Origin of the sequence: Collinsella sp. CM84Y_54 (assembly GCF_036317945.1) — a bacterium.
Taxonomy (GTDB): domain Bacteria; phylum Actinomycetota; class Coriobacteriia; order Coriobacteriales; family Coriobacteriaceae; genus Collinsella.
Window position 1 is genome coordinate 169401 of record NZ_JAWQCX010000003.1, and the last position, 24144, is coordinate 193544.

Here is a 24144-nt window from a genome sequence, read left to right on the forward strand (position 1 = left end):
CAAATATGGTTGTCTGAACATTACGCTTCCAACCACCGATGGGCTAAAGATATTCTCATCAGTTTGGCAGGGTATTACTCCCGGTAAATGACCTACCGCTCATGGTCGATTTTCGACTGTTTACAGGATGTTTACTCTTGAGCAAAATGTTGTGCAAATAAATCTAATGCTATTAAAAAATGATAGACAACTATATTACCAGCAGAAACAAAAAAAGATAGCGAATAAACGAAGGTAAATCTGAGCAAATGTCAAGAGAATTGAGAATTCGCTACAAAACAATCGGTTATCTTGTTCAGATGTTCAAACAATCGCTACAATATGGATTACTAAGCGTGCGCAATTACAGATTGCGCAGATACGTTTGATAGTGAAAGAGCAAGATTGCGGTCTCTTGGGGAGGAGACATCGATGAAAGCAAATTCAGACAAATCTAAACAGAGTAATAAAGCGACGCGCCGTGTACTGGCAGGCGTCTTGTGCGGAGCCTCCGTTTTGAGCCTGGTATTGTCGCTCGTCATGCCCCCGATCTCTCAGGCCATTGCCAACGATGACCAGACGGTTTCTACCGAAGAAATTGTGATGGGGGGGGGTTCCTCAAGTGAGTCTACTGGTGTAGACAGCACCACTAACGGGGGTGCCGAAAAGCAGATTAGCGATGATGCCGAGAATGGCGCGAGCGAAGACGCCGCTGCCGCGGGACTGCCGTCCGGCGACGCGGAGGCCAAGGGCGCCGCGCAGCCTTCCGATACACAGCCTTCTGATGATGAAACTAACGATGAAAACGCTATCGCTCCCGTCAGTGCCGATGGCTATACCGAGGTAAGCGGCGATGTTGCTGGGGTGTTTACCAATGGCGGCAAGTTCCGACTGACGGATTATGCCTATTCGGATAAGCAGATCACTATCAGCAAAGACACCACCATCGATCTTAACGGCAACATGCTCTGTAACCGTTCTGGCGGCTTAGACTCCTTCTTTGTGGTCGAAAACGGAGCCACGCTCACTATCGAGGATTTAGGCCAAACAACAATAGATGCACCAAGTTCGGTCGATACGGCCAATGCGCCGGCGGGTCAGCTTGCGAGTATGGAGTGGGAAAAGGGAAGCAGCTCTAATAACGGCACTCCTAAGAGTCTTACTTACTTTGAGACCAAGAGCACGCCCAATCAAGATGGACTCGGCACAACCGAGACTACGATCAGGCATGTCGTTACGGGCTTTGGCGCTATTGATGCGGCATCGGACAGCGGTTCCGTAAAGCATGTGGTCACCGTTAAAGAGGGCGGCACGCTCGATCTCAAGGGCGGCATGATTACCACGGCCGCCAATCTGAGCGATGACGGCCATGTGATTTTTTCTGAGGGTAAAGTCAAAATCGAAGGCGGTTACGTCACCAATGGCAACGGCGGTGGCTGGGGCGGTGGCCTGTGCATAACGGGCGAGAAGGCGGGCGCGAATGCCAGTCTCGAAATGACAGGCGGCGTGGTCGCGGGAAACAAGTCGGGTTCTGGCGGCGGCATCTATGCTGACAAGGGAGCCACCCTGAAGCTTACGGGCGGAATTATCTCTGGCAACGCTACGTATGAAAACACTTGCAACAGCGGCGGCAGTCCCGAAAATGGTTATGGCGGCGGCGTCTTTACCAAAAATGCTTGCGTTAGTATCAGCGATTCGGCAAGCATTACTAACAATCGTGTCGATTCCAATATCTCTGAATCGTTTAACAATGGCCTGCTCGGTGGCGGTGGCATTGCATGTGTAAATGGTGGCAAGCTCAGTATAACGGGTGGCTCAGTTACTGCTAACTACTCCCATGAGGCTGGCGGTGGCGTTTACGCTGGTTTTTACAACCAGACCATCGAGTTTGAAATGACTGGCGGCACGATTGCCGGCAACGTGGCGGAGAACGCTGAGGGCGGCGGTTTGCGTATCGCTGGCGGTGACAACACTGGTACGATGGCAACAATTAGCGCTGGTGAGAACAGCAAGATTTACATTACGAACAACAAGACTATGACGGGTAAGGATCGCGGCGGCGACTGGGGCGGCGGTGGCGTCTTTATCCAGAAGGGCGGCAAGCTCAATATCGTAAAGACGTTGATTGCCGAAAATGAGGCTGGCGGCTGGGGCGGCGGCGTTGGCGCTTGCCCTACGGGCGAAACAATCGTTTCGCATTCCAACGGTGCCGCTATTTATAACAATAAAGATAATAATGGTGAACACTACTCTGCCGGCGGATATGGGAAGAACGAGGATAGTAACTCCGAGTACATTACCGAGCCCTTCAAAAAATCCGGCCATAAGGATTTCTTCCTGGTGCGTAAAAAAGATGGTGCGAACTCGACAATTGCAGTTGTGCTCGGCAAGATGCTCGGCGGCGACTCGGCTGGTTGGCAGGGCACTTGCGACGGCGAGAAGATCACCATTGAGCCAAATGGCGGCGCCGAGGCCAAGTACATGTTCGGTCTTGAGGCCCATCCGACTGCCGATGCCATGGGAAAGGCGCAGACAGCGGCTACGACCATTATCAGTGGCAACTATTCCTACACCCACGGTGGCGGCATCATGACCAACGGCGATCTTGTCGTTGGCGAGGTCAAGGATCTGAGTGTTTATCCGAGCATGAAGCTCAATGCCACCAAGGTGCTTAAAGATGAAAAGGGAATCTCGCAAGGCCTTAGCACGCACAATTACAGATTTAAGTTGCTGCGCCAGGATGGTGACATCGAGCCTTCTTGGAAAGATGACGACACATTTGATATGGGCGATTGCAGTGTTGCGGGCGAGGCGCCTGTTGATCAAACAAACGGCAATATCACCTTCGACTCTGGCAAGGACTATTCTTCGGGACAATACGTTTTCTATCTTGTTGAGGAACCCATCAGCGGCGAAAACGAATTGGATACCAAATTCGACGAGACCATTTACAAGATCGTGGTAAAAGTTGAGGACAATCCATCCGACACTAAATATCTCATGTCGATTCCTATTAATTATTACAAGGTAAAAGAAATAACCGTTTCTAAAAAGACAGAGAAGGATCCCATCTTCAAACCACTTGGTTCCGAAAGCTATTCCGTTGACATCCCACAAGATAGCTCACAAGATAGCACGAAGACTACGGTTACTATCGGTAACAGTAAGAAACCGACCTTTACCAACAAAATCGTGCCCCCCGCCTCCTGGACTCCTAAGGCGACTAAGGTCGTTGAGGGTGGCGAGATGAAGGAGTTTACACTTCAGTTTGCGAAAGACAGCAAATTTAAAAACATCATCGGTACTGCCGTGACCTCTGGTAAAGAAACGAAGCAGATGCTTTCGTTCAAAGACACCACTGATAAAGAGGTTGAGCTCAAGTACTCGCTCGCTGATATCAGGGGTAATCCCGACGACTCGGGCGACTCCACGGGTGGCCCTTCCAAGACCTATACGTACTATGTGCGCGAGAAAACCGACGGTTCGCGGTTCTCGCGCTACACGTACGACCACTCGGTCTATAAGTTCACGGTTGTGGCAAGGTATGACACCGAAAAAGGAGAGATCAACTGTGCGGTGACCTACAGGAAGGGAACCGTTGACAAAGAAGGTACGTGGGTAAGCGCCGAGACCGAGGGCCACGAGTTTCCCGACACTACCCCCACCTTCACCAACACCTACTCCACCTCTTTGCCCCTTTCTGGTATGTCGGGCGTCACTCTGACGTACCTTGCCGGCGCGGCGGTGCTTTGCGCTGCTGCGGCCTGGATGCACATTCGTCGCAAGGCGAATGCGAAGGGAGGTGAGCATCGTGAATAAGAAAGTTTGCTCCTTCCCGATCTTGTTTGCACTGCTTGCCCTCCTGATCGGCACCTGCGCGGTTGTGTTCCCCGCATCCGCGCAGGCCGTGCCGACCTCGACCGGTTCCATCACGGTGAGCGGCACCGTGGCGCGCAGCTACGACGCCTACCAGATCTTTAGCGCCAACGTCGTCGACGGCGACAGCGACGCCAAGATCGCCACCGACCTCGCCTGGGCAAGCGACGCCGTGCGCGACGCCGCACTGCCCGTGCTGCGCAGCGCCGGCATGCCCAATTCCCAGACCACCGCGCAGGAAGCTGCCGAGTGGCTCAACACCGATTCCCACCTTACGAGCGCGCTGAGCGCACAGCTCGCTCGTTCCCTCCAGAGCTCTGGCGCCAAGTCCGTGGCCCTTAATGCGGGCACGACGGCCGAGCTGCCCTGTGGCTACTGGCTCATCGTCGCCGACGACGACGCCATCGCCCAGAACGAGGCCGGCACCGCGCCGATCATGGCACTGGTCGGCGGCAGCGCCGTCACCGTCAAGCCCAAGGCCGCGACCCCCAAGGTGTCCAAGCATGTGCTGGAGGACAGTGCCGTCGCCTGGCAGAAGGCCGCCGACGCCACGGTCGGCGACGACCTGTACTGGCGCCTCTCTGCCACGGTCCCGGCAGGCCTTGCCGCCTACGACACCTACGCGGTGCAGTTCGTCGACACCATGAGCGCGGGACTCGACCCCTCCAAGGTGGCCGCGAGCGTGCGCGTGTACGTGGCGGCGGGTGCGGACGGTGGGTTCGATGCCGTCTCGACCGGCAAGGACGGCCGCGCCGGCACCAAGCCCGCGCAGGGCTGGACCGACATCACGGCACAGTGCAAGGTCTCGGTCGACGGTAAGACCTTCACCGTGCGCACCGGCGACCTGATCGCCGCGCTCGGCGGGGCCGACGCCTTCACCGCCGGCGCCCGCGTGGTCGCCGTGTACAATGCGCCGCTCAACGGCGCGTGCAACCACGGCATCGCGAAGGGCAACCCCAACGAGGTCTACCTGCGCTACCCGCGCTCTCCCTTTGCCGACCAGTCCGGCGACGCGGGCTTCGCCCGCACGCCGAGCGACGACGCGTGCGCCTACACCTGGGATCTCGCGCTCACCAAGCGCGGCAGCGACGGCGACAAGCCGCTTGCCGGGGCGGTCCTGAGCATCGCCGACGACCGCGGTCGCACACTGGCGGCCGACGGCACGTGGGATGCGGAGGGCAAGGCCGCCGTCACCACGGGCGAGGACGGCCGCGTGACCGTCTCGGGCGTGGACTCGGGCAAGCTGGAGGTCCGCGAGCTCAAGGCGCCCAAGGGCTACGCCGCCTTTGAGGGCACGCGCTCCGTGACGGTCAAGGCCGAGGGCCTGGACGTCGACCAGGTGGCCGCCGCCAAGCCCAAGCTCACCATCACGGCCGAGTCGCCCCTGCGCGCCGACAGCGCGGACGGGTCGACGGGCAGCCTGGAGGCGTCGCTCATCAACACGCCCACCGGCACGCCCCCTAGCATCTTCACCGGAGGCTTTATGCCCTCGACTGGCGATATGGCAATGTACGCCGCGGCCGCCGCAGCGGTCGCCGGAGCCGCGCTCATCGTGGTCGCGCTCCTGGTCAAGCGGGGAGGTGGCAGCCATAAAGAGTAGCTGGCAGCCCCACAGAGAGCGGGGCGAGACATAGCGAAGCAGATGCTAAGACACAGACAGATGATGACCGATCGAATGAGTTACGAAGTAGAAAGCAGAGGAAAAGAAGATGAGCATGAGCAAGAACATCGCACGCCTGGCAGTAACCGCCGGCCTCACGGCAGCGCTGAGCTTCGGCGGCGTGATGGCCCCGGTTACGATGGCGTTTGCGGCTGAGGGCGGCGCGGGTTCGACCGTAACTTTCAATGACCCTACTTATCAAGAGACTACGACCTATAAGGGCATCCAGATCTTTGCGGCTAATGTGAGCGATTCTGCTGTCACCAACATTCAGTGGGCCGGCTCTTCCCAGGCCGAGAAGGATGCAATTCGGGATGTTGTTGTCAGTGCAATTGATGAAGCCGTGAAGGCAGAAGATTCCACCAAAAGCTACAGCAGCAAAAACGCACAGGATGCTGCCGAATGGCTGAATGAACATGCTGAAACTAATGAAGCTACAAAGGTTGCGAGCGACAATGTTCTGAATGTAATTGCGAAAAAACTGAATACCGCTGCTTTTTCCGGTGCATGGAAGGCGACTAATCAGGACAATAAATCCCTTTCCGGTCTTGCCGCCGGCTACTGGCTCTTCCTGACCAATAGCGTGGCAGAAGGTTCAAATAACAGCTCGAAGGACGTTTTCACTTCGCCCGTATATGCGGTCGTTGATGGTGTGACTGATAAAGTGGTGACTCCCAAAAAGAGCGTACCTACCGTCGATAAGAAAATCGTGAGTGCCAGGGGCGATAAAGAGCTCGATGCCAGCGACTCCCATGTTGGGCAGGAGGTTACGTACAACCTCTATGGCACTGTCGCCGATAACTACGATACGTACGGCACGTACTTCTATCAGTTCTCCGATCAACTTTCCAAGGGCTTGACGTTGGAGACCGGCTTCACAGCAACTCTATATGCGAATAAGAACCTCGCTCAGGCTGATATTAACCACGCGAATGGTACTGATGTGACGAGCAGCTTTACTCAAAGTGCGGAATCTGTAGACCCTGCAACTGGAAATAAGACAACGACTTGGACCTGCGACAATCTTAAGAGTGTGAAAGGCGTTACTGCGGGCTCCTGCATCGTCGTCTCCTATACGGCAAAGATTAACAGCGAGGCTACCGTTGGATACAATGCGGGTAACACCAACACTGTCAAACTTAAGTATTCAAACAATCCAATGACCACCGACACCGGCACGACGGTGCCCGATGAGGTCAAGACCTACACCTATGGCCTTAAACTGAATAAGGTTGACCTTGGCACTGAGAAGGCACTCCCGAATGCACAATTTACCATCAAGGTGAAGGCGGCGGCGGATTCAAGCCTAAAGGGGAAATACGTTCATCTCGATGGAACTCTTGGAGATGATGCGTATAAGTTCACGACTGGCGACGATGGCGCCTTTGCTGTCAAGGGCCTCGGTGCGGGAACCTATACGGTAGAGGAGACTGACGCTCCCGAAAATTACGATAAGGTCGTATCTTTCGATTTCACGATTAAGCCGAAGAATGAAAGCGGGACAACAGGTGAAAGCTCGAGCGCGGATAAGTATGAACTAACCGCTCCCAGTGATCAGGTTATCATCGGTAAGCCGGATGATAAGAAGGGCGACAACAAGCTCGAAGCCAAGACTAACACAGCTACAAACGACGACGGCACCTTCAACATCACCGTTGGCGATACCAAGCATGTCGGCCTCCCGCTGACCGGTCTCAACGGCGTGACCTTCACTTGGATCGCTGGCGGCGCGGTGCTGTGCATCGGCGTGGCGCACCTCATCCGCAGCCGTAAGCAGGCTGAGGAGTCCGAGCAGGAGTAACGCTCGCTCACCCATCCCTTTGGCAGGTGGGATGTGATGGCCATGAGACTTGCGGACACTCTTCTCGTCCATCCACGTTCTTGCTTTGCCGTTCTCTTTTCGGGGCAGACTCCGTGCTGGAGTTTGTCCCGTTTTTTTGGACATAGCAGCCGGGGCGCCGTTGCTTGCCGGATCGAGCGTATGGTTAGCGAACAGATGTTTGCAATTATTGCGTTTACCAGCTGTGGGTGCATACACTCGCAGTAAAATGGCTTTGCGATGCATTCCGTGCGCGGGCGGCCGACGACTCGATCGGAGGTCCCCAAATGCTGAAATTCCTTAACGCGCTCGCTGCCCTCGCGGCGGTGGGCACGTTCGTCATCGCGTTTCTTGACTCGTATGAGGTTCGGTTTAAGGTCCGTAGGCGCACGCGCGGTGCGGACGGTAGAAGGCATTTGCGCCGCAACAAGCGCAAATAAGAATGCCCGGGGTTCGGAGCCCGGGCATTTAACAACGTCGGAAACTGGTCGCCCGCGCTCCTAAGTACTTACGCGGGGCGCGTTGTTTCCTATTGACATTGTATCCCGAATCGCTCCTCCGATTCGGGACATTTTGAAAACGCAAATGCTGGTCCATCCTCGATCGGACGGTGCAGTCAAGCTGCGTTGTTCGACGCGGAAGCTCGCTAATCGGCTATTATTTGTTTAGACAACTTGAGTTGTAGAGGAGTGACCGGCGATGGTGCAGGGCGCCAAACATATGAAGAGCAATAACGCCGCGGACAACGGCGGCTCAAGCCCCCAGCCCAAGCTTCAACCAAAATCTAAGCGTCGCCGCAAGCGACTGCCGCGCTGGGCCGACCGGCTTATCACCATCGTCATCATCCTTATCGGCGTGGGCCTTATGACCTGGCCGTGGATCTTGGACCGGCTCGAGGCCTCGGGCGTGTTCAACCAGATCAGCACGGTGTCCAGCACCGTGGACGCGCTGTCTGCCGAGGAGCGCGAGCGCATCCTGCTCCAGGCGCGCTCCTTTAACGAGCAGCTGGCGGGCGAGGCTGCCGAGCTCCCCGCCGACCAGATCGAGCCCTACGACCAGCAGCTCATCTTTGACCGCGACCCCATGATGAGCTGGGTCGAGATCCCCTCCATCGACGTGAGCATGCCCATCTACCACGGCACGAGCGAAGAAGTCCTCATGGCGGGCGTCGGCCACCTGGAGGGCACGAGCCTACCGGTGGGCGGTACCTCGACGCATTGCGTGCTCACCGCGCACTCGGGCATGCGCAACCTGAGCATGTTCGACGACATCCACTCGCTGGAGCCCGGCGACCTGGTGCTGCTGCACACCATGAACAAGACGCTCGCCTATAAGATGGTGGACTCCGAGGTGGTGCTGCCCGAGGAGATGGAGTCGCTGACCATCGAGCCCGGCGCCGACAAGGTGACGCTCGTCACCTGTACGCCCTACGGCGTGAACGACCATCGTCTGCTGGTGCATTGCGTGCGCACCAAGTACAGCAAGAAGGACGTCGACAAGCAAAAGTCGCTGGCCAGCCGCCACTGGGGCAAGCGCGAGTTTGCCGTGCTCATCGTGGTCGTAGCCATTGTGCTGTTGCTGCTGGACTTCGTGATCCACGCGGTCCGCAAGCGCCGCAAGGCAAAGGCCTCGGCATAAGACATCGTTCAGAACCGCCACAAAGGGGACAGGCACCTTTGTGGTGGTCGGGGTTTCTAAGCCGTTCCAACCGCCACCCTCGTTACGTTTTCGCTGCATTTGGGTAAAGCGCCTGCTCCAAGCCGGCGCTGCCCTGTATACTAGAGCGGTTTAACTGTTATGCGGAAGGGAGCGCCTATGGCACTCAGCGAGAAAGACGTGCGCGGCATCGCCGAGTACGCAAAGATCGCACTGACCGATGACGAGCTCGCCCAGATGACGTCCTACATGAACGACGCCGTCCAGATGCTCGAGCCCGTCTTGCAATATGACTTACCCGACGTGGAGCCCACGTTCCATCCTATCGGAAGCCTGTCCAACGTGATGGGCGATGACCTGCGCGAACCCGAGCGCGACCTGCCGCTCGACGTCGCGCTGGAAAACGCTGACAGCGCGCGCGACCGCTACTTCCGTGTGCCGTCCATTTTGGGAGAGGGGGAGAGCGAGTAATGGCACAGAGCTTCGATTCCCTTACCGCTGCCCAGATCGCCGCGGGCGTTGCCGCCGGCGACTTTACCGCTACCGAGGTGGCCCAGGCCTCCCTTGCCGCCATCGAGGCACGTGAGGGCGGGGTCCAGGCATTCCTGCAGGTGGCGCCCGAGCTGGCGCTCGAGGCCGCCGCGCGCGTGGATGCCGACCGTGCCGCAGGAAAGCCGCTGCCCCCGCTCGCGGGCGTGCCGCTGGCCATCAAGGACAACATGAACCTTGTGGGCACGCGCACCACCTGCGCCTCCCGCATGCTCGGGGACTACCAGAGCGTCTACACCGCCACCTGCGTCCAGCGCATGCTCGATGCCGGCTGCCTGCCCATGGGCAAGGCCAACATGGACGAGTTTGCCTTTGGCAGCTCTACCGAGAGCTCGGCGTTCCACCGCACCAACAACCCCTGGGATACCGAGCGCGTGCCCGGCGGCTCCTCGGGCGGCTCCGCTGCCGCCGTCGCCGCGGGCGAGGTCGCGCTCTCGCTGGGCTCGGACACCGGCGGCTCCATTCGCCAGCCGGCGTCGTTGTGCGGCGTGGTGGGCTTTAAGCCCACGTATGGCGCCGTGAGCCGTTACGGCGTGGTTGCCTTTGGCTCGTCGCTCGACCAGGTGGGCCCCTTTGGCCGCACGGTCGAGGACGTCGCGCTGGCTATGAACGCGCTTACCGGTGCGGGCCACGATCCGTACGACTGCACCAGTCAGGATTGCGCCGTCGACTTTACTGAGCATCTCAACGACAGCATCGAGGGCAAGCGCGTGGGCATCATCCCTGCGTTCATGGAGACCGAGGGCCTGACGCCCGAGGTCAAGGCCGCTGTTCAGCGCGCCGCCCAGGAGCTGCAGAATCAGGGCGCCGAGCTGGTCGAGGTCGACCTGCCGCACCTGGATGCCGCCATCGCTGCCTACTACGTCATCGGCCCGGCCGAGGCGTTCTCCAACCTGGCCCGTTTCGATGGCATTCGCTACGGCTATCAGGAGGAGGGCTGCGCCAACCTGTCCGACCAGAGCTCGCTTTCGCGCGCCCACGGCTTTGGCGCCGAGGCCAAGCGCCGTCAGATGCTCGGCGCCTACCTGCTGAGCTCGGGCGTGTACGACAAGTACTACTACGCTGCGCAAAAGGCCCGCACGCTCATCACGCAGGACTACGACGCCGCGTATGCCAAGGTGGACACCATCCTCATGCCCGCCTCGCCGCGCACGGCCTTTAAGTTTGGCGAGATCAGCGACCCCACGCAGATGTACCTTTCGGACCTGTACACCATCTCGCTCAACATTTGCGGCAACGGTGGTATCTCGGTGCCGCTGGGCCTGGGCGAGGATACTCAGTTGCCCGTTTCTGCTCAGCTGGTGGGTCCGGCCTTTAAGGACCGTCAGCTGCTCACGTTTGCCCGCGCCCTGGAGCGCGGCTTTGCCGATGCCGCTACGGGTGTGCCCGCGCTTTCCGTCGCGCCCGATTTTGCCGGGAAGGGAGGCGAGCTGTAATGAAGGAGCTTTCCGAGGTCCTGCAGGATTGGGAGGCCGTGATCGGTCTGGAGATCCATACCGAGCTCACCGCACTCGATACCAAGATGTTCTGCAACTGCAAGCTCAGCCACGATGACGAGCCCAACGCCAACGTCTGCCCGGTGTGCCTGGGCCTGCCCGGCGCCCTGCCGGTGCCCAACAAGCGCGCCATCGAGAGCATCGTCAAAGCGGGTCTCGCCACCAACTGCGAGATCCAGCGTCACTCGATGTTCTACCGCAAGCACTACTTCTATCCCGACATGGCCAAGAACTTCCAGACCACGCAGGGTCCGGTCGCCTTTGCCATGTACGGCCATCTGGATCTGGATGTGACCGGTCGCGGTGCCGCCGAGCGCCCCGACTGCGCATTTGGCGAGGCCGAGGCCCAGAGCCTGGCGAGCGCTTCGGCCAACGCCGAGGGCCTGTCCACGTCCATGACGTCGACCATGCGCGAGGGCGCCCAGCGCGCCGGCCACCTGGCCAGCTATGACGCGTCCAACCTGCAGATGCCCGAGCGTCGCGAGGACGGTTCCTACACGGTGCCCATCCGCATCCTGCGCATCCACATGGAGGAGGACGCCGCCAAGATGGTCCACGTGGGCGGCGCCGAGGGCCGCATTACCGCCGCGGCCGAGTCGCTCGTCGACTACAACCGCTGCGGCACGCCTTTGATTGAACTCGTGACTGAGCCCGACTTGCGTACGCCTGAGGAAGCGCGCCTGTTTATGGAGAAGCTCCGTCGCATCTTTGTGACGCTGGGCATTTCGGACTGCTCCATGGAGAAGGGTTCCATGCGCTGCGACGGCAACGTGTCGCTGCGTCGCCGCGGCGAGACCAAGCTGGGCACCAAGACCGAGCTTAAGAACCTCAACTCGTTTAAGAGCCTGCATGATGGCCTTGCCTACGAGATCTGCCGTCAGGCCGAGGTGCTCGAGGAGGGCGGCATCATCTATCAGGAGACCCGCCACTGGGAGCCCAGTCGCAAGCGCACCGTAGTCATGCGTGTGAAGGAAACGGCCGACGACTATCGCCTGTTCCCCGATCCCGACCTGGCGCCGTTCGATCTGGACGACGAGTTCATCGACCGCTGCCGTAGCGAGATTCCCGAGCTGCCCGATGCCAAGCGCGTCCGTTTTGAGGCCGACTTTGGTATTAAGGCGGCGGACGCCGAGCAGATTGCCGGCGACCCCGAGTTTGCCGAGTTCTTTGAGGCCGCCGCTGCCGGTATGGCTGGCAAGGAGGCTCAGACGGTCGCAAACCTGCTGGTCAACGAGATGATCGCCTACCTTAAGGGCGCGGGTGTCTCGCTGACAGAGTCCGGTATTGCACCGGCTCAGGTGGCAGCCCTTGCCAAGCTGCTGGCGACCGATGCCATCAGCTCCAACCAAGCGCACGAGGTCTTTGAGGCCATGGCCCAGACCGGCGACGACCCCAATAAGATCGTCGACGAGCGCGGTATGCGTCAGGTAAGCGATGCCGGCGCGCTGCAGCCGATCGTGGACGAGGTGCTGGCAAACTGTGCCGATCAGGCGCAGCAGTATCGAGACGGCAACCAGAAGGTCATCGGCTTTTTCGTGGGCCAGTGCATGAAGGCGAGCCGCGGCAAGGGCAACCCGAAGCTCTTCAACGAGTTGCTGAGAACGTCGCTCTCGTAAACGGGAACCCGGGAGCCCCGGCAGGGCGGGTGCTTCCTCAAAATTTCGAACAGTCCTGCGCAAGACGAAGGCCACATTAAGTGGCCTTCTTTGCGTGCGGAACTCATTTTGAGCAAGCACCCGCCCTGCCGGGGCTCCCGGGTTCCGTGACGACTTGGCCGTTCGGGTCAGGTGGGCTGAATGGAATAGAGTGAATGGGCGCGCCGTTGGCGCGTCCATTTTTGTGCGGGTGACAAAGGGACTGTCCCTTTGTCACATTGCAATAAATGTGATGAAAGTGTGGCGAAATGAGCTTAAAACTTCCGTAAATGTGATAAATGTCACGTTTTACCTAGGGTAAAATGTGGGAAATATCACGTTTACGGAAGTTTCTTTGCGGGAGGTTCGGTCATGCAGCGAGATATCATTGCCAAGCTTAACGCTTGGAAAGCGTCAGAATATCGTAAGCCGCTTATCCTTAAGGGGGCGCGCCAGGTTGGAAAGACGTGGGCGCTTAAGGAGTTCGGCCGAACCTCGTACCTCAATTTTGTGTATCTGACGCTCGAGGAGCCGTCACCTGGGGTACAGAGCGAGTACGCTCAGTTTTTCGAAGGCACGCGCGATCCTCGACGGATCATCTCAAATCTTTCCCTGGCACTTGGACAGCCTATCGAGCCCGGCGAAACGCTGCTTATTATTGATGAGATCCAGGATTGTCCTTCTGCAGTCGGCGCCCTTAAATACTTCTGTGACGAGGCCCCCGAGTATCACGTCGCATGCGCAGGGTCTTTGTTGGGCGTTCGCTTGTCCCGTGAGACCAGCGCTTTTCCGGTGGGAAAGGTCGAGTTCATGGAGATGCGCCCCATGAGCTTTTCCGAGTTTCTGAAAGCCGAGGGCGCTGCAAACTACGACGAATACCTTGGCGGCCTGGATCAGATCGAGACAGTGCCCGATTTCTTCCATGTCCGTCTCGTCGAGCATCTTCGTCGTTATTTTGCATGCGGCGGCATGCCAGAGGCTCTTGGCCGGTGGGTGGAGACGGGCGATATCGTTCAGGTCGATAAGGTGTTGTCTGATCTCTTGGATTCCTACGAGCGCGATTTTGCCAAGCATGGTGGCCGTGCGCAGTTCGCCAAGCTTTCGCAAATATGGAACTCGATTCCAGCTCAGTTGGCGCGCGAGAACAAAAAGTTCGTTTGGGGTGCGGTGCGCGAGGGGGCTCGTGCTCGAGAATACGAGGATGCTCTGGAATGGCTTGCCGATGCTGGGCTCATCACGGCGGTTCGCCTTAATGCTGCCGGTGGTGTGCCGCTCTCTGCGTACGATGACCTCAAGGCATTTAAAGTCTACTGTCTTGATGTCGGCTTGCTGCGTCGCATGGCAAGGCTGGATGCGTCCGCTTTTGCCATCTCGGATGCGCTATTTTCGGAGTTCAAAGGTTCGTTCGCCGAGAACTATGTGCTTCAGGCATTACTTTCACAGTTAGATGCTGCTCCGCGTTATTGGACAAACGAGAAGCCGAAGCACGAAGTCGATTTTTTGATTCAAGTCGGAAACGAAATCGTTCCCGTCGAGGTCAAATCGGGAGAGGTCGTTCATTCCAAGAGCCTTAAGTACTATGCCGACAAGCATGCGGAGACGACTCCATTGAGGGTCCGCTACTCACTTAAGAACCTAAAGCTCGACGACGGGGTGCTCAACATTCCGTTGTATTTGGCTGATCGATCTGTCCCTCTTATCAAAAAGGCGCTTGATTGTGCGCATCTTGACGTTTAGATCCTGGGTGAGCTGACGGGCGGCGGCTAATTAATCGCTCCGTTACGGCCAGGGAGCTTGGGCCTTAGCGATGCTTGCTTCGCCAAGTGGTGGGGGTGGTGCCGGTGTGTTGCTTGAAGGCTTGGGCGAAGGCGGCCTGCTGAGGGTAGCCTAGACGCTCTGCCACCTGCGCTATCGTGAGCGCGCTATCGGCCAAAAGGTCCTGTGCTCGCTCCATGCGGCGTCTGCGAATGTAGGCGCCCAGGGACTCGCCAGTTTGGGCCTTAAAGGTGGCGCATAGTTTGGAGCGGCTTGTGTAGAGCCTCTCGGCCACTTCGTTGACACCCACACGTCTGCCTTTGTCGAGCGCACGCTCAATCATTGCCGTTGCTTCTTCGGCAATGGTTATGCTGGCGCGTGTGTCTGCCGCCTGCCGCGCCTGCTTGTGGGCCGCGCGCGAACAGGCGAGCTCCGCGACCATGGTCTCCACGATGCCCTGCATATAGACGTGTCCGCCTACGGTGCGGGCGCGTTCCTCGTTAATCCGGCGCAGCGTGTGGCAGATGGCAGACGTCGCTTCCTCGTGCCATGGCTCGGCAAACGCCTCAAAGATTCCCGTGAACTCGGTGGGATAGCGGTGCTCCAGTTCGTCAAAATATCCAGGCAAAAAGAGCACCGAGCACGAGTGATAGAGCTCCCCCGCAAACAGCGGGCTTAATTCCTCGCCACAGCTATCTTGGATAAAGCTGCAAACGGCATTGTTTGGCCACGGTCCATGCAAGGGTTTAAGGTTCGCGGGCGTTATGCCAGCCTCGGGCATGCACATGAGCGTGGGCATGCTGACTTCGCTCACACACGCGTACGGTTCGGGTGTGTATTCGGCCAGGTACATATCGTGCGTCGGGGTGATGAAATGCTCCATGACGATGCAGGCAGGGGAGAGGGGCATGATCCATGCGCGGCCGTGTGCCCGATCGTTTGCCACCTCGCCGGTAAAGACGGCGCCCTTGCCGGAAAGCTCCAGGCCAAACTGCTCAAACTGTGGTGCATAGAGCTCGGTTATGTCGGTCGCGGCCCGATGCATTTTCAAAAGCGTCCCCTTCCTTTGCGGAAACGTCCACGCCTGGCTCGATTGTGTGCCTTGGCCAACATATCAATGATAAGTTGATTAAGGTTAACTCTCAAGCCGTTAGAAAGGAACCTCATGGCAAAGGGATCAAAAAGGGAAGGCGGCGGTATCGGCGAGCTGCTTGCATATGCCGGCGACCGTAAATTCCTAACTTATTTGGGCATGGCGCTCTCGGCGCTCTCGCAGCTGCTGAGCTTTGGCCCGTACGTGTGCATCTGGTTTGTCGCGCGAGACCTTATCGCTGTGGCGCCTAACTGGAGCGAAGCCACCGATATCGCGATGTATGGCTGGTGGGCCGTGGGGTTTGCCCTGGCAAGCATCGTAGTTTATTTCGTGGGGCTCATGTGCACGCACCTGTCTGCGTTTCGCTGCGCGTCCAATATCCGCAAGACTACGAGCGAGCACCTGCTTAAGCTGCCGCTTGGCTACTTTGACACGCACTCCACCGGTGAGCTGCGCCGTATTGTAGACGGATGCGCCGCCTCCACCGAGACCCTGCTCGCGCACATGCTGCCCGATATCGCCGGCGCCACCGCCATGGTCGCAGGCCTGCTCGTGCTGCTTTTCGCCCTCGATTGGCGTTTGGGGGTGGCATGCCTTATCTCGGTCGTCGTTTCGCTTGGCGCCATGGCCACCATGATGAGCGGCAAAGGCGCCGAGTTCATGAAGGCCTACATGGGAGCGCTGGTCAAGATGAACAAGACCGGCACCGAATACGTACGCGGCATCCCCGTGGTCAAGGTGTTTCAGCAGACGGTCTACTCCTTTAAGGCTTTCCACGATGCGATCGCCGAATACGCCGACATGGCACAAAGCTATGCGGGCACGTTCTGCCGAGGTCCGCAGGTACTCAACCTTACCGCGCTCAATGGCCTTGTGGCATTCCTGCTGCCCGTGGCGTTGCTGTTGGCGCCGGGCGAGACGGACTTCGCGCATTTTATGGCAAACTTCACGTTTTACGCGATATTTTCGGCCGTGGTACCGACGGCCATGACCAAGCTCATGTTTGTGGGCGAGGCCTCTCAGATGAGTGCCGATTCGCTGGCTCGCATCCGAAGCATCATGGATTCCAAGCAGCTCTCCGTGCCCGCCCAACCCAAGTACCCTGCCGGCAGCGACGTACGATTTGAGGACGTGAGCTTTACCTACGAGGGTGCCAAAGCACCTGCCGTCAACCATGCGAGTTTTAGCGTTTCCGCGGGTAGCACCCTCGCCCTGGTGGGTCCCTCGGGTGGCGGTAAATCAACCTGTGCAAGCCTGATCCCGCGTTTTTGGGATGTTTCCTCGGGTCGAGTGCTCGTAGGCGGTGTGGACGTTCGCGATATGGATCCGCACGAGCTTATGGACCAGGTCGCCTTCGTGTTCCAGACCAACCAGCTGTTCCGGCAAACACTTGCCGATAACGTGCGCGCCTCCAAGCCTACGGCCACTGACGACGAAGTGCGTGCAGCTCTCTCCGCAGCTCAGTGCGACGACATTGTGGCCAAGCTCCCACAGGGCATCAATACCATGCTCGGCGCCGGCGGGGCGTATCTTTCGGGCGGCGAGGTCCAGCGCGTGGCACTCGCCCGCGCGATCCTTAAAGACGCGCCTATCGTGGTGCTCGATGAGGCCACGGCGTTTGCCGATCCCGAGAACGAGGCGCTCATCCAGCGCGCCTTTAGCAAACTGGCGGCGGGCCGCACGGTCATTATGATTGCGCACCGACTCTCGACTGTAGTGGGCGCAGACCAAATCGTGGTGCTCAACCAGGGCAGCGTGCAGGAGTCGGGTACCCATGCCGAGTTGCTGTCCCAAGAGGGTCTGTATGCCAAGATGTGGGCCGAATACGAACAGGCCGCGAGCTGGAAGATCACTGCTGCCGCGGATGTCGCGGTGGCGAAGGGAGGCGAGGCCTAAATGTTCGCCTCATTCCAAAAGAAGTATTTCCTATCCGATAAAGGCGTCGCCGGCGTAAAACGCGGCATTTTCTGGACCACGCTCACCAATCTTGTGACCATGGCCGGCATGGGCTTTTTGTTCCTGGTCATGGCCGGCTTTGTCGAGCATCTCGTCACCGGTGCCGACCTGCCGGATGCCCTGCCGATCGTGGGCGGCCTCCTGGTCTTTTTTGTGTTGCTCTTTGCCTCTAACTGGCAGCAGTATTACTACACCTACTGCATCTTTTACGAGGAGTGCGGCAAGCAGCGCATGGGGATTGCCGAGCGCTTGCGCAAACTGCCGTTGTCGTTTTTCGGCCGTCGTGATCTGGCCGATCTAACCGAAACCATCATGGGCGACGTTCAGACTATGGAGCATGCCTACAGCCATGTGCTGGGAGAACTCTGGGGCGCCATCATCGCAAGCGCCATCGTGTTCGTGGCGTCGCTGTTCTTTTGCTGGCAGCTGGCGATTGCGGCGTTTTGGAGCGTGCCCGTGGCCTTTGCCGTGCTGTATCTGACACGCGGGCCCATGACCCCGGTGTTCGACCGCGTGCGCGCCGAGAAGGTCATGGTCACCGAGGCGATCCAGGAGACGCTTGACTGCGTGCGCGAGATCCGCGCCACCAACCAGGAGGCTCATTATCTTGAGGGGCTCAACGCCGTGATCGATGCCGAGGAGCGCGAGACCACCAAAGGCGAGCTCGCTAACGGGCTTTTGGTCAACTCCGCCTTTGCCATCCTGCGCCTGGGGATTGCCACCACGTTGGTCACGGGCGCTGCGATGGTCGCCTCCGGCCAGGTCGACTTTTTGGTGATGTTTGCCTTCCTGCTCATGGTGAGCCGCATCTATGCGCCCTTCGATCAGGCACTGATGCTGATGTCCGAGCTGTTTGCCGCCGAGTCGTCGGCCAAGCGCATGCGCTCCATCATGGAGGAGCCCGTGGCGCGGGGCAGCGAGAAATTTGAGCCCGTGGGCCACGATGTGGTGTTCGATCACGTGGCATTTGGCTATGGTGCGGGCGAGGACGGCCGCGCCGGCGAGAAAGTTCTTACCGATGTGAGCTTTACCGCCAAGGAAGGCGAGGTCACGGCCCTGGTCGGTCCTTCGGGCTCCGGTAAGTCCACGGTGAGCCGCCTGGCCGCGCGCTTTTGGGACGCCACCGAAGGCACGGTCACCGTGGGCGGCGTGGATGTTGCGAGCGTGGATCCCGAGGTGCTGCTGCGCGACTACGGCATTGTGTTCCAAGACGTGCTGCTCTTTGACGACACGGTGATGGGAAACATCCGTCTTGGTCGTCGCGATGCCACCGATGAGGAAGTGCTTGCTGCCGCGCGTGCCGCCAACTGCGACGAGTTTGTGAGCCGCATGCCGCAGGGCTATGACACCATGATCGGCGAGAACGGCTCCAAGCTGTCCGGCGGCGAGCGCCAGCGCATCTCCATCGCCCGCGCGCTGCTCAAAGACGCGCCGATCGTGTTGCTGGACGAGGCGACGGCGAGTTTGGATGTGGAGAACGAGACCGTGGTGCAGCAGGCGCTCTCCCGCCTGCTCGCAGGCAAGACAGTTATCGTGATCGCCCACCGTATGCGCACGGTAGAAAATGCCGATAAGATCGTTGTGCTCAAGGATGGTGTGGTAGCCGAGCAAGGCACTCCGGCACGACTCAAAGCGGCAGGCGGAGAATTCGCCCGCATGGTGGCGCTGCAAAAGAAAGCAGCAACCTGGCAGTTGTAAGAAGGGGCAAAGGGACAGTCCCTTTGTCACATTGACAATCGGTTACTCCGCATCGTTAATTTTCAAAAGGTTAGCCATGGCTGACCTAGATAGTTAGATAAAATTGAGATATTTCAAAAGCGTGCTCGAGCAAACTTGTTTACTCGGGTGCTGAGGCACCGTGCCGCGTCCAATGCGGCAAAAGGGAGAAGCAACATGAAGAAGTCGACGTTTAACACCCTGCTTGTCGGTGGCGGTTTTCTGCTTGGCACGGCCGGCATCAAGCTGCTTACCAGCGCTCCGGTCAAGAATGCCTGCGTACAGGGTATCGCGTGCGGCATGCGCATCAAGAACGGCTACCAGGACATGGTCGAGCAGGCCAAGGCTAATGTCGACGACATGGTTGCCGAGGCTGCCTACATCACCCAGAGCGAGGCCGCTGCTGACGAGGCAACCGAGTAACGCTCCCAGGCACAAACTATGAGATTCTCGATTATCAGCGAGATCCCCGGCAGGACCCGTCTTCAATTGGCGGGTCCTGTGCCAGAGAGCGATCTCGATGCACTTCTTAAGCTTGGCGGCGACATTGACGGCGTGCGCAAAGTGCGCGTGTATGGCCGCATTGGCCAGATGGCGCTGGAGTACGACGAGCCGCGCCGCGCAAGCGTGCTCGACGCCCTAGGCGCACTCGATGCTCAAGCTATCGCCGATGCCAAGTCGGGCTACGTGATGCAACTCGAGCCGCGCAAGCACAAACTCGTTATGGACCTGGCGACACTCGTCGGTGCCCATTACGCACGTCGCTGGTTCTTGCCCACGCCCCTGCGCGCGGTGTTTGTCGTGGCCGGTTACATGGCATTTTTGCGCGCCGCCCTCCGTGAGCTGGCGCAGCCGCGCCTGACCGTTCCCGTGCTCGACGCTTCGGCCATTGGCATTTCGTTCGTCAAGCGTGATGTCGACACCGCGGGCCAGACGATGTTCCTGCTCAACGTGGGCGAGCTGCTCGAGGACTACACCCGCGCCATGAGCGAAAACGAGCTCATCAACTCGCTGCTCGATGTGCCCGACAAGGCGCAAAAGGTCGTCGGCGACACCGAGGTAAGCGTTGCCGCGACCGAGCTTGAGCCCGGCGACTTGGTCGCCGTGCGAACTGGCATGTCCATTTGCATCGACGGTGTTGTCGAGCAGGGGAGCGCTATGGTCAACCAGGCGACCCTGACCGGCGAGCCGCTTGCCGTCGAGCGCAGCGCAGGCGACGACGTGTTCGCCGGCACTGTCGTGGAAGACGGCAGCATCTTGGTGCGCGTGCGCGCCAACACGGCGCAGACCAAACTGCGCTCGATCGTCTCACTCGTGCAGACGGCCGATTCGCTCAAGTCCGAGGGCCAGTCGCATATGGAGGACCTTGCCAACAAGATCGTCCCGTGGAACTTCCTGCTCGCGGGCCTGGTTGCGCTTACCACCCGCAGCCTCATCAAGACCTCGGCGGCACTGATGGTCGACTACTCGTGCGCACTCAAACTCACGGGCTCCGTCGCCGTCATGACCGCTATGAGCGATGCTGCCAAGATGGGCGTCATGGTCAAGGGTGCCAAGTACTTTGAGTCGTTTGCCAAGGCCGACACCATTGTGTTTGATAAGACCGGCACGCTCACCGAGGCACAGCCGCGCCTTGCCTGCGTGCTGACGACCGACGGCTGGAGCGAGGACGAGGTCCTGCGCCTTTCCGCTTGCTTGGAGGAGCATTTCCCGCATCCGGTGGCACGCGCCGTCGTCAACGCTGCTCGCGAGCGTGGGCTCGAGCACCGCGAGCGCCATGCTGCGGTCGAGTACATTGTGGCACACGGCATTGCCTCGTCCATCGAGGGACGTCGCGCGATTATCGGCTCGGCACACTTTGTGTTTGAGGATGAGAGCGCGCAGCTCGAGTCCGACATTAAGGAGCAAATCGAGTCCCAGATGCAGGGCCTGTCGCCGCTGTATCTGGCGGTCGACGGCACCGTTGTGGGCGTGCTCGGTATCGAGGATCCGCTCAAGCCCGGGGTCCGCGAGGCTATCGCCGACCTGCATGCGTTGGGCGTTAAGCACGTGGTCATGCTCACGGGCGACTCGGAGCGCACAGCCGAGCGTATTGCTCGCGAGGCAGGTGTCGACGAGTTTAAGGCCGAGCTGCTGCCCGAGGACAAGTACGCGTATGTTGAGCGCGTTAAGGGCGAGGGGCGCCACGTTGCCATGGTGGGCGACGGCGTCAACGATTCGCCGGCGCTCGGTTTGGCCGACGTGGGGCTGGCCATGGGCGGCGGAAGCGACATCGCCAAGGAGGTCGCCGATATCATCCTGACCGATACGGATCTGGCCGCGATCGTGCGCCTGCGCCGCATGAGTCAGGGGCTTATCGACCGTCTGACGAGTTCGTATTCCAAGGTGATGCTCACCAACTCGGCGCTGTTGGCATTGGGCATTACCGGCATGATCACTCCGCAGACGTCGTCACTGCTGCACAACGGCTCGACGATCGCCTACAGCCTGGGCAACGCGAAGGCGTACCTGCGCTAGCGCTTTTACTTAAGTTTTTGGCCTGCATTTGGGCGGTGTTGCAGCCGCCAGAATGCAGGCCTTTTGCGTTTGACCATGTGCTAGCAGAAATATATAGTTGTGCTAGCTTAGATAGCAAAAGTCGAAGGTGAGGTTGAGATGGGTGCTGTTAGCGGCATGGCGCAGGTGAACGTTCGCGTGGATCGCCAGGTCAAGAACCGTGCCGAGGAGGCGCTGCGGCTTTCGGGCGGGTCGCTGCCCGAGCTCATCAAAAAGGTGGTGGCCAAGGTCGCGCAGGGTGGCGGGCAGTGCGAGGAAGTGCTTGCGGCCGTCGACGACCGGCAGCAGGCCGTCGCGCCCGATACTCCGTTCGCCGCGTCGTGGGCAGCGGCAGACCGGCTTTATGCAGATATGGGCATCGCTGCGTCGCCTGTATCCGACGATCGCGATTGGGACACAATCTATTCCGAAGCCATGGACGAGCGCTATCGCCAAAAGGGGATGATCCTGTGAGCGGGGCTCCCCTCAAAATAATGGTGGATGCCAATGTATGGGTCGATTCGTTTTGCGCCGACCATGCCGAGTCGCTTGCCGCACGCGCGTTTATTGGGCAGGCGACGGAGGCGGGGGCATTGCTGTTCTTTCCGGTGCATATCGCCAAGGACGTGCTGTACGTTGTCCAACACGAACTGAAGCGCAGCGTTCTTGCCAGCGGGGGAGCGTTCGACGAGGCATCTGCCCGTGCAATTGGCGATGCGGCGTTGGCGTTTGTTCGGAACATGACCGAAAACGCCACGGCCGTGGGCGCAGATGCGTCGGACCTTTGGCTGGCCGACAAATACTTAGCGCTCCATCGCGATTACGAGGACAACTTGGTGCTCGCCGCGTGCAAGCGCGCGCAGGTCGATTACTTGGTGACCAACGATCGTAAGCTGCTCGAACATGCCGATCTTGCAGCAAAGACCCCGCGCCAAATGATGCCGATTCTTGCTCTGGCCGAACGTGGCGGCGCGGCTATCGGTTGACGCGAACTGTTTGCGGGCCTCTTGGACGACGATGCGCCAAGGGGCCCGCGTCTGCTATTTACAAAAGCTCGGCCTTAATGGCGGGACTTTCTGCGAGCTGCTCGGCTGCCTTTTCGTCGGAGCTGTCGAGTGCTGCCAGACTGCGGTAGACCCACTCGTTGACCTGGGTGTTCTTGACGCCTGCGGTCTGCATAAGGGCGCCTACCTCGCGGATTGCTGTGAGCAGATCGGCTTTGGGACCCGCGAGCTCGACCTCGATGCCGTGGTAGGCGGACACGCCGCGGTTCTCACTCACGTGGTCGATAAAGCCCTCGACGGTCTCAAGCTGCTGGGCGAGAGCTGCATCATCGTCAGCGTCCAGCGCGACGAGTGCGTTCGATACCGTGAGGGCGGGATGTCCGCAGGGGACAAAGCCCTCGATGACATCCATAGCTTCGGTAATGGTTGAGCCCAGGCCCACGAGGGCATTGACGAGTTGCTGCTTGGTATCCATAACGGTCCTTTCGACGGGTCAATTTTGCTTGGCGAAAATATACGTGACGCGTTCGGTGGCAAAAGTGCGAAGTATGGTGCACATTAGGGTCTTCACAGCTCGTGCATAGAGCAGCTGTCTGCCTTTAGAACGTGGTAAGATAGCTATCCACGAGCGGGGTTCACCCCGCGTGTTCCTTGAAAAGTCGACGGTTATCGGGTGTTTGCAGGTCCGATACCATCCAGACTTTCCCAACATTCGGGGGCGACTGGTTTCGACACGATAGCTCTGAGAGAGGAAGCAAGCCGAGGTCTCCTCGCCTCGTTAAACAGGGGTACCGTCAAATTGAATTGACAACAACTCTTCTTTTGAGCCTATGGCTCTCGCTGCTTAGTTTATAGCGGCGCGTCAACCCGGTGATTTCCCCGACGCCGGCGCGACGTCATTTTAGGGGAATGCTCCTGCGCACGTAATCGGTATGGCGCAGGCTAAGACCGAACCGGTTAGGACGCCGCGAGCGTGTCGCTGCGCGCAAAGCGTCCGAGACAAAACCAGCGACTGAGCTTGGAGATGCCAATCAGGGGGCTTTCGTGGACCGGAGTTCGATTCTCCGCGCCTCCACCAATAGTTACAAGCAGGTAGGTAAACGCACCTACCTGCTTTTTTATTACTTACAGATACCGCGGAGAATCGAACTCTATGCAGGGCGCGAGCGTTAAGCAAACGCGAAGCGTTTGTAGCGAGCGGGCGAGGACGCCGACAGGCGGCCGAAGCCGGTGCGGATTTGCGAAGCAAATACGCGGATTCTCCGCGCAAAGCCTCGATTCAAAACGGATGCGATGTTTATTGAATTTCAGCTGGCCAAACCCCGCATCAACGGATCCCCCGTACCGCGGAGAATCGAACTCTGTGCAGGGCGCGAGCGTAAAGAAAACGCCGCAGCAACGCAGGGTGGGATGCGC

16 protein-coding genes and 1 other RNA gene are annotated in these 24144 nt (G+C 59.0%); 15 read left to right on the plus strand and 2 right to left on the minus strand.

Translation table 11 applies throughout. The annotated features are described in order from the left end of the window. The first annotated feature begins 411 nt into the window (after window positions 1–411). The 8 genes from V2391_RS05940 (at window position 412) to V2391_RS05975 (ending at window position 14406) form a co-directional block, all read left to right on the plus strand. Entirely contained in the window at window positions 412–3798 is a 3387-nt protein-coding gene (locus V2391_RS05940; protein ID WP_329738580.1) for a hypothetical protein, read from the plus strand. After that, window positions 3791–5455 (plus strand): isopeptide-forming domain-containing fimbrial protein, encoded by a 1665-nt coding sequence (locus V2391_RS05945; protein WP_329738581.1) that lies wholly within the window; start codon window positions 3791–3793, stop codon window positions 5453–5455. The genes V2391_RS05940 and V2391_RS05945 overlap by 8 nt, the downstream gene beginning before the upstream one ends. 115 nt (window positions 5456–5570) lie before the next feature. Beyond that, window positions 5571–7316 (plus strand): isopeptide-forming domain-containing fimbrial protein, encoded by a 1746-nt coding sequence (locus V2391_RS05950; protein ID WP_329738582.1) that lies wholly within the window; start codon window positions 5571–5573, stop codon window positions 7314–7316. A gap of 738 nt (window positions 7317–8054) precedes the next feature. Beyond that, complete coding sequence (locus V2391_RS05955; RefSeq protein ID WP_329738583.1) at window positions 8055–8972, plus strand: class C sortase; 918 nt, start codon at window positions 8055–8057, stop codon at window positions 8970–8972. Window positions 8973–9149: 177 nt separating this feature from the next. Beyond that, window positions 9150–9461, plus strand: coding sequence for an Asp-tRNA(Asn)/Glu-tRNA(Gln) amidotransferase subunit GatC (gene gatC, locus V2391_RS05960; RefSeq protein WP_148346535.1), 312 nt, complete (start codon window positions 9150–9152; stop codon window positions 9459–9461). Next, complete coding sequence (gene gatA / locus V2391_RS05965) at window positions 9461–10975, plus strand: Asp-tRNA(Asn)/Glu-tRNA(Gln) amidotransferase subunit GatA (RefSeq protein ID WP_148346534.1); 1515 nt, start codon at window positions 9461–9463, stop codon at window positions 10973–10975. The genes gatC and gatA overlap by 1 nt, the downstream gene beginning before the upstream one ends. Further along, entirely contained in the window at window positions 10975–12651 is a 1677-nt protein-coding gene (gatB, locus tag V2391_RS05970) for an Asp-tRNA(Asn)/Glu-tRNA(Gln) amidotransferase subunit GatB (protein WP_329738584.1), read from the plus strand. The genes gatA and gatB overlap by 1 nt, the downstream gene beginning before the upstream one ends. 390 nt (window positions 12652–13041) lie before the next feature. Beyond that, window positions 13042–14406, plus strand: a complete 1365-nt coding sequence (locus V2391_RS05975; protein WP_195233721.1) for an ATP-binding protein — start codon at window positions 13042–13044, stop codon at window positions 14404–14406. A gap of 64 nt (window positions 14407–14470) precedes the next feature. On the opposite strand, the gene V2391_RS05980 is transcribed toward V2391_RS05975, so the two are convergent. Continuing rightward, the gene (locus V2391_RS05980; protein WP_329738766.1) at window positions 14471–15469 is read right to left on the minus strand and encodes a helix-turn-helix domain-containing protein; all 999 of its coding nucleotides are present in this window, start codon (window positions 15467–15469) and stop codon (window positions 14471–14473) included. 120 nt (window positions 15470–15589) lie between these two features. On the opposite strand from V2391_RS05980, the gene V2391_RS05985 reads away from it, so the two are divergent. The 6 genes from V2391_RS05985 (at window position 15590) to V2391_RS06010 (ending at window position 22710) form a co-directional block, all read left to right on the plus strand. Then, window positions 15590–17413, plus strand: a complete 1824-nt coding sequence (locus tag V2391_RS05985) for an ABC transporter ATP-binding protein (RefSeq protein ID WP_329738585.1) — start codon at window positions 15590–15592, stop codon at window positions 17411–17413. Further along, on the plus strand, window positions 17414–19171 hold the full coding sequence (locus V2391_RS05990; RefSeq protein ID WP_329738586.1) for an ABC transporter ATP-binding protein: 1758 nt from the start codon (window positions 17414–17416) through the stop codon (window positions 19169–19171). Between the two features lie 195 nt (window positions 19172–19366). After that, entirely contained in the window at window positions 19367–19612 is a 246-nt protein-coding gene (locus V2391_RS05995) for a DUF6110 family protein (RefSeq protein ID WP_329738587.1), read from the plus strand. Window positions 19613–19690: 78 nt separating this feature from the next. Beyond that, window positions 19691–21706: a heavy metal translocating P-type ATPase gene (locus V2391_RS06000; RefSeq protein ID WP_329738588.1), complete on the plus strand. Its 2016-nt coding sequence runs from the start codon at window positions 19691–19693 to the stop codon at window positions 21704–21706. A gap of 138 nt (window positions 21707–21844) precedes the next feature. Further along, complete coding sequence (locus V2391_RS06005) at window positions 21845–22198, plus strand: hypothetical protein (protein WP_329738589.1); 354 nt, start codon at window positions 21845–21847, stop codon at window positions 22196–22198. Continuing rightward, window positions 22195–22710 carry a type II toxin-antitoxin system VapC family toxin gene (locus V2391_RS06010; protein ID WP_329738590.1) on the plus strand — a complete coding sequence of 172 codons (516 nt, stop codon included), beginning with the start codon at window positions 22195–22197 and terminating at the stop codon, window positions 22708–22710. The genes V2391_RS06005 and V2391_RS06010 overlap by 4 nt, the downstream gene beginning before the upstream one ends. Window positions 22711–22768: 58 nt before the next feature. Here the strand turns inward: V2391_RS06010 and V2391_RS06015 are convergent, their stop codons facing one another. Next, window positions 22769–23203 (minus strand): hypothetical protein, encoded by a 435-nt coding sequence (locus tag V2391_RS06015; protein ID WP_329738591.1) that lies wholly within the window; start codon window positions 23201–23203, stop codon window positions 22769–22771. 239 nt (window positions 23204–23442) lie between these two features. Here V2391_RS06015 and ssrA point away from each other — a divergent pair. After that, window positions 23443–23806, plus strand: a transfer-messenger RNA (tmRNA) gene (ssrA, locus tag V2391_RS06020). The last annotated feature ends 338 nt before the right edge of the window (window positions 23807–24144 follow it).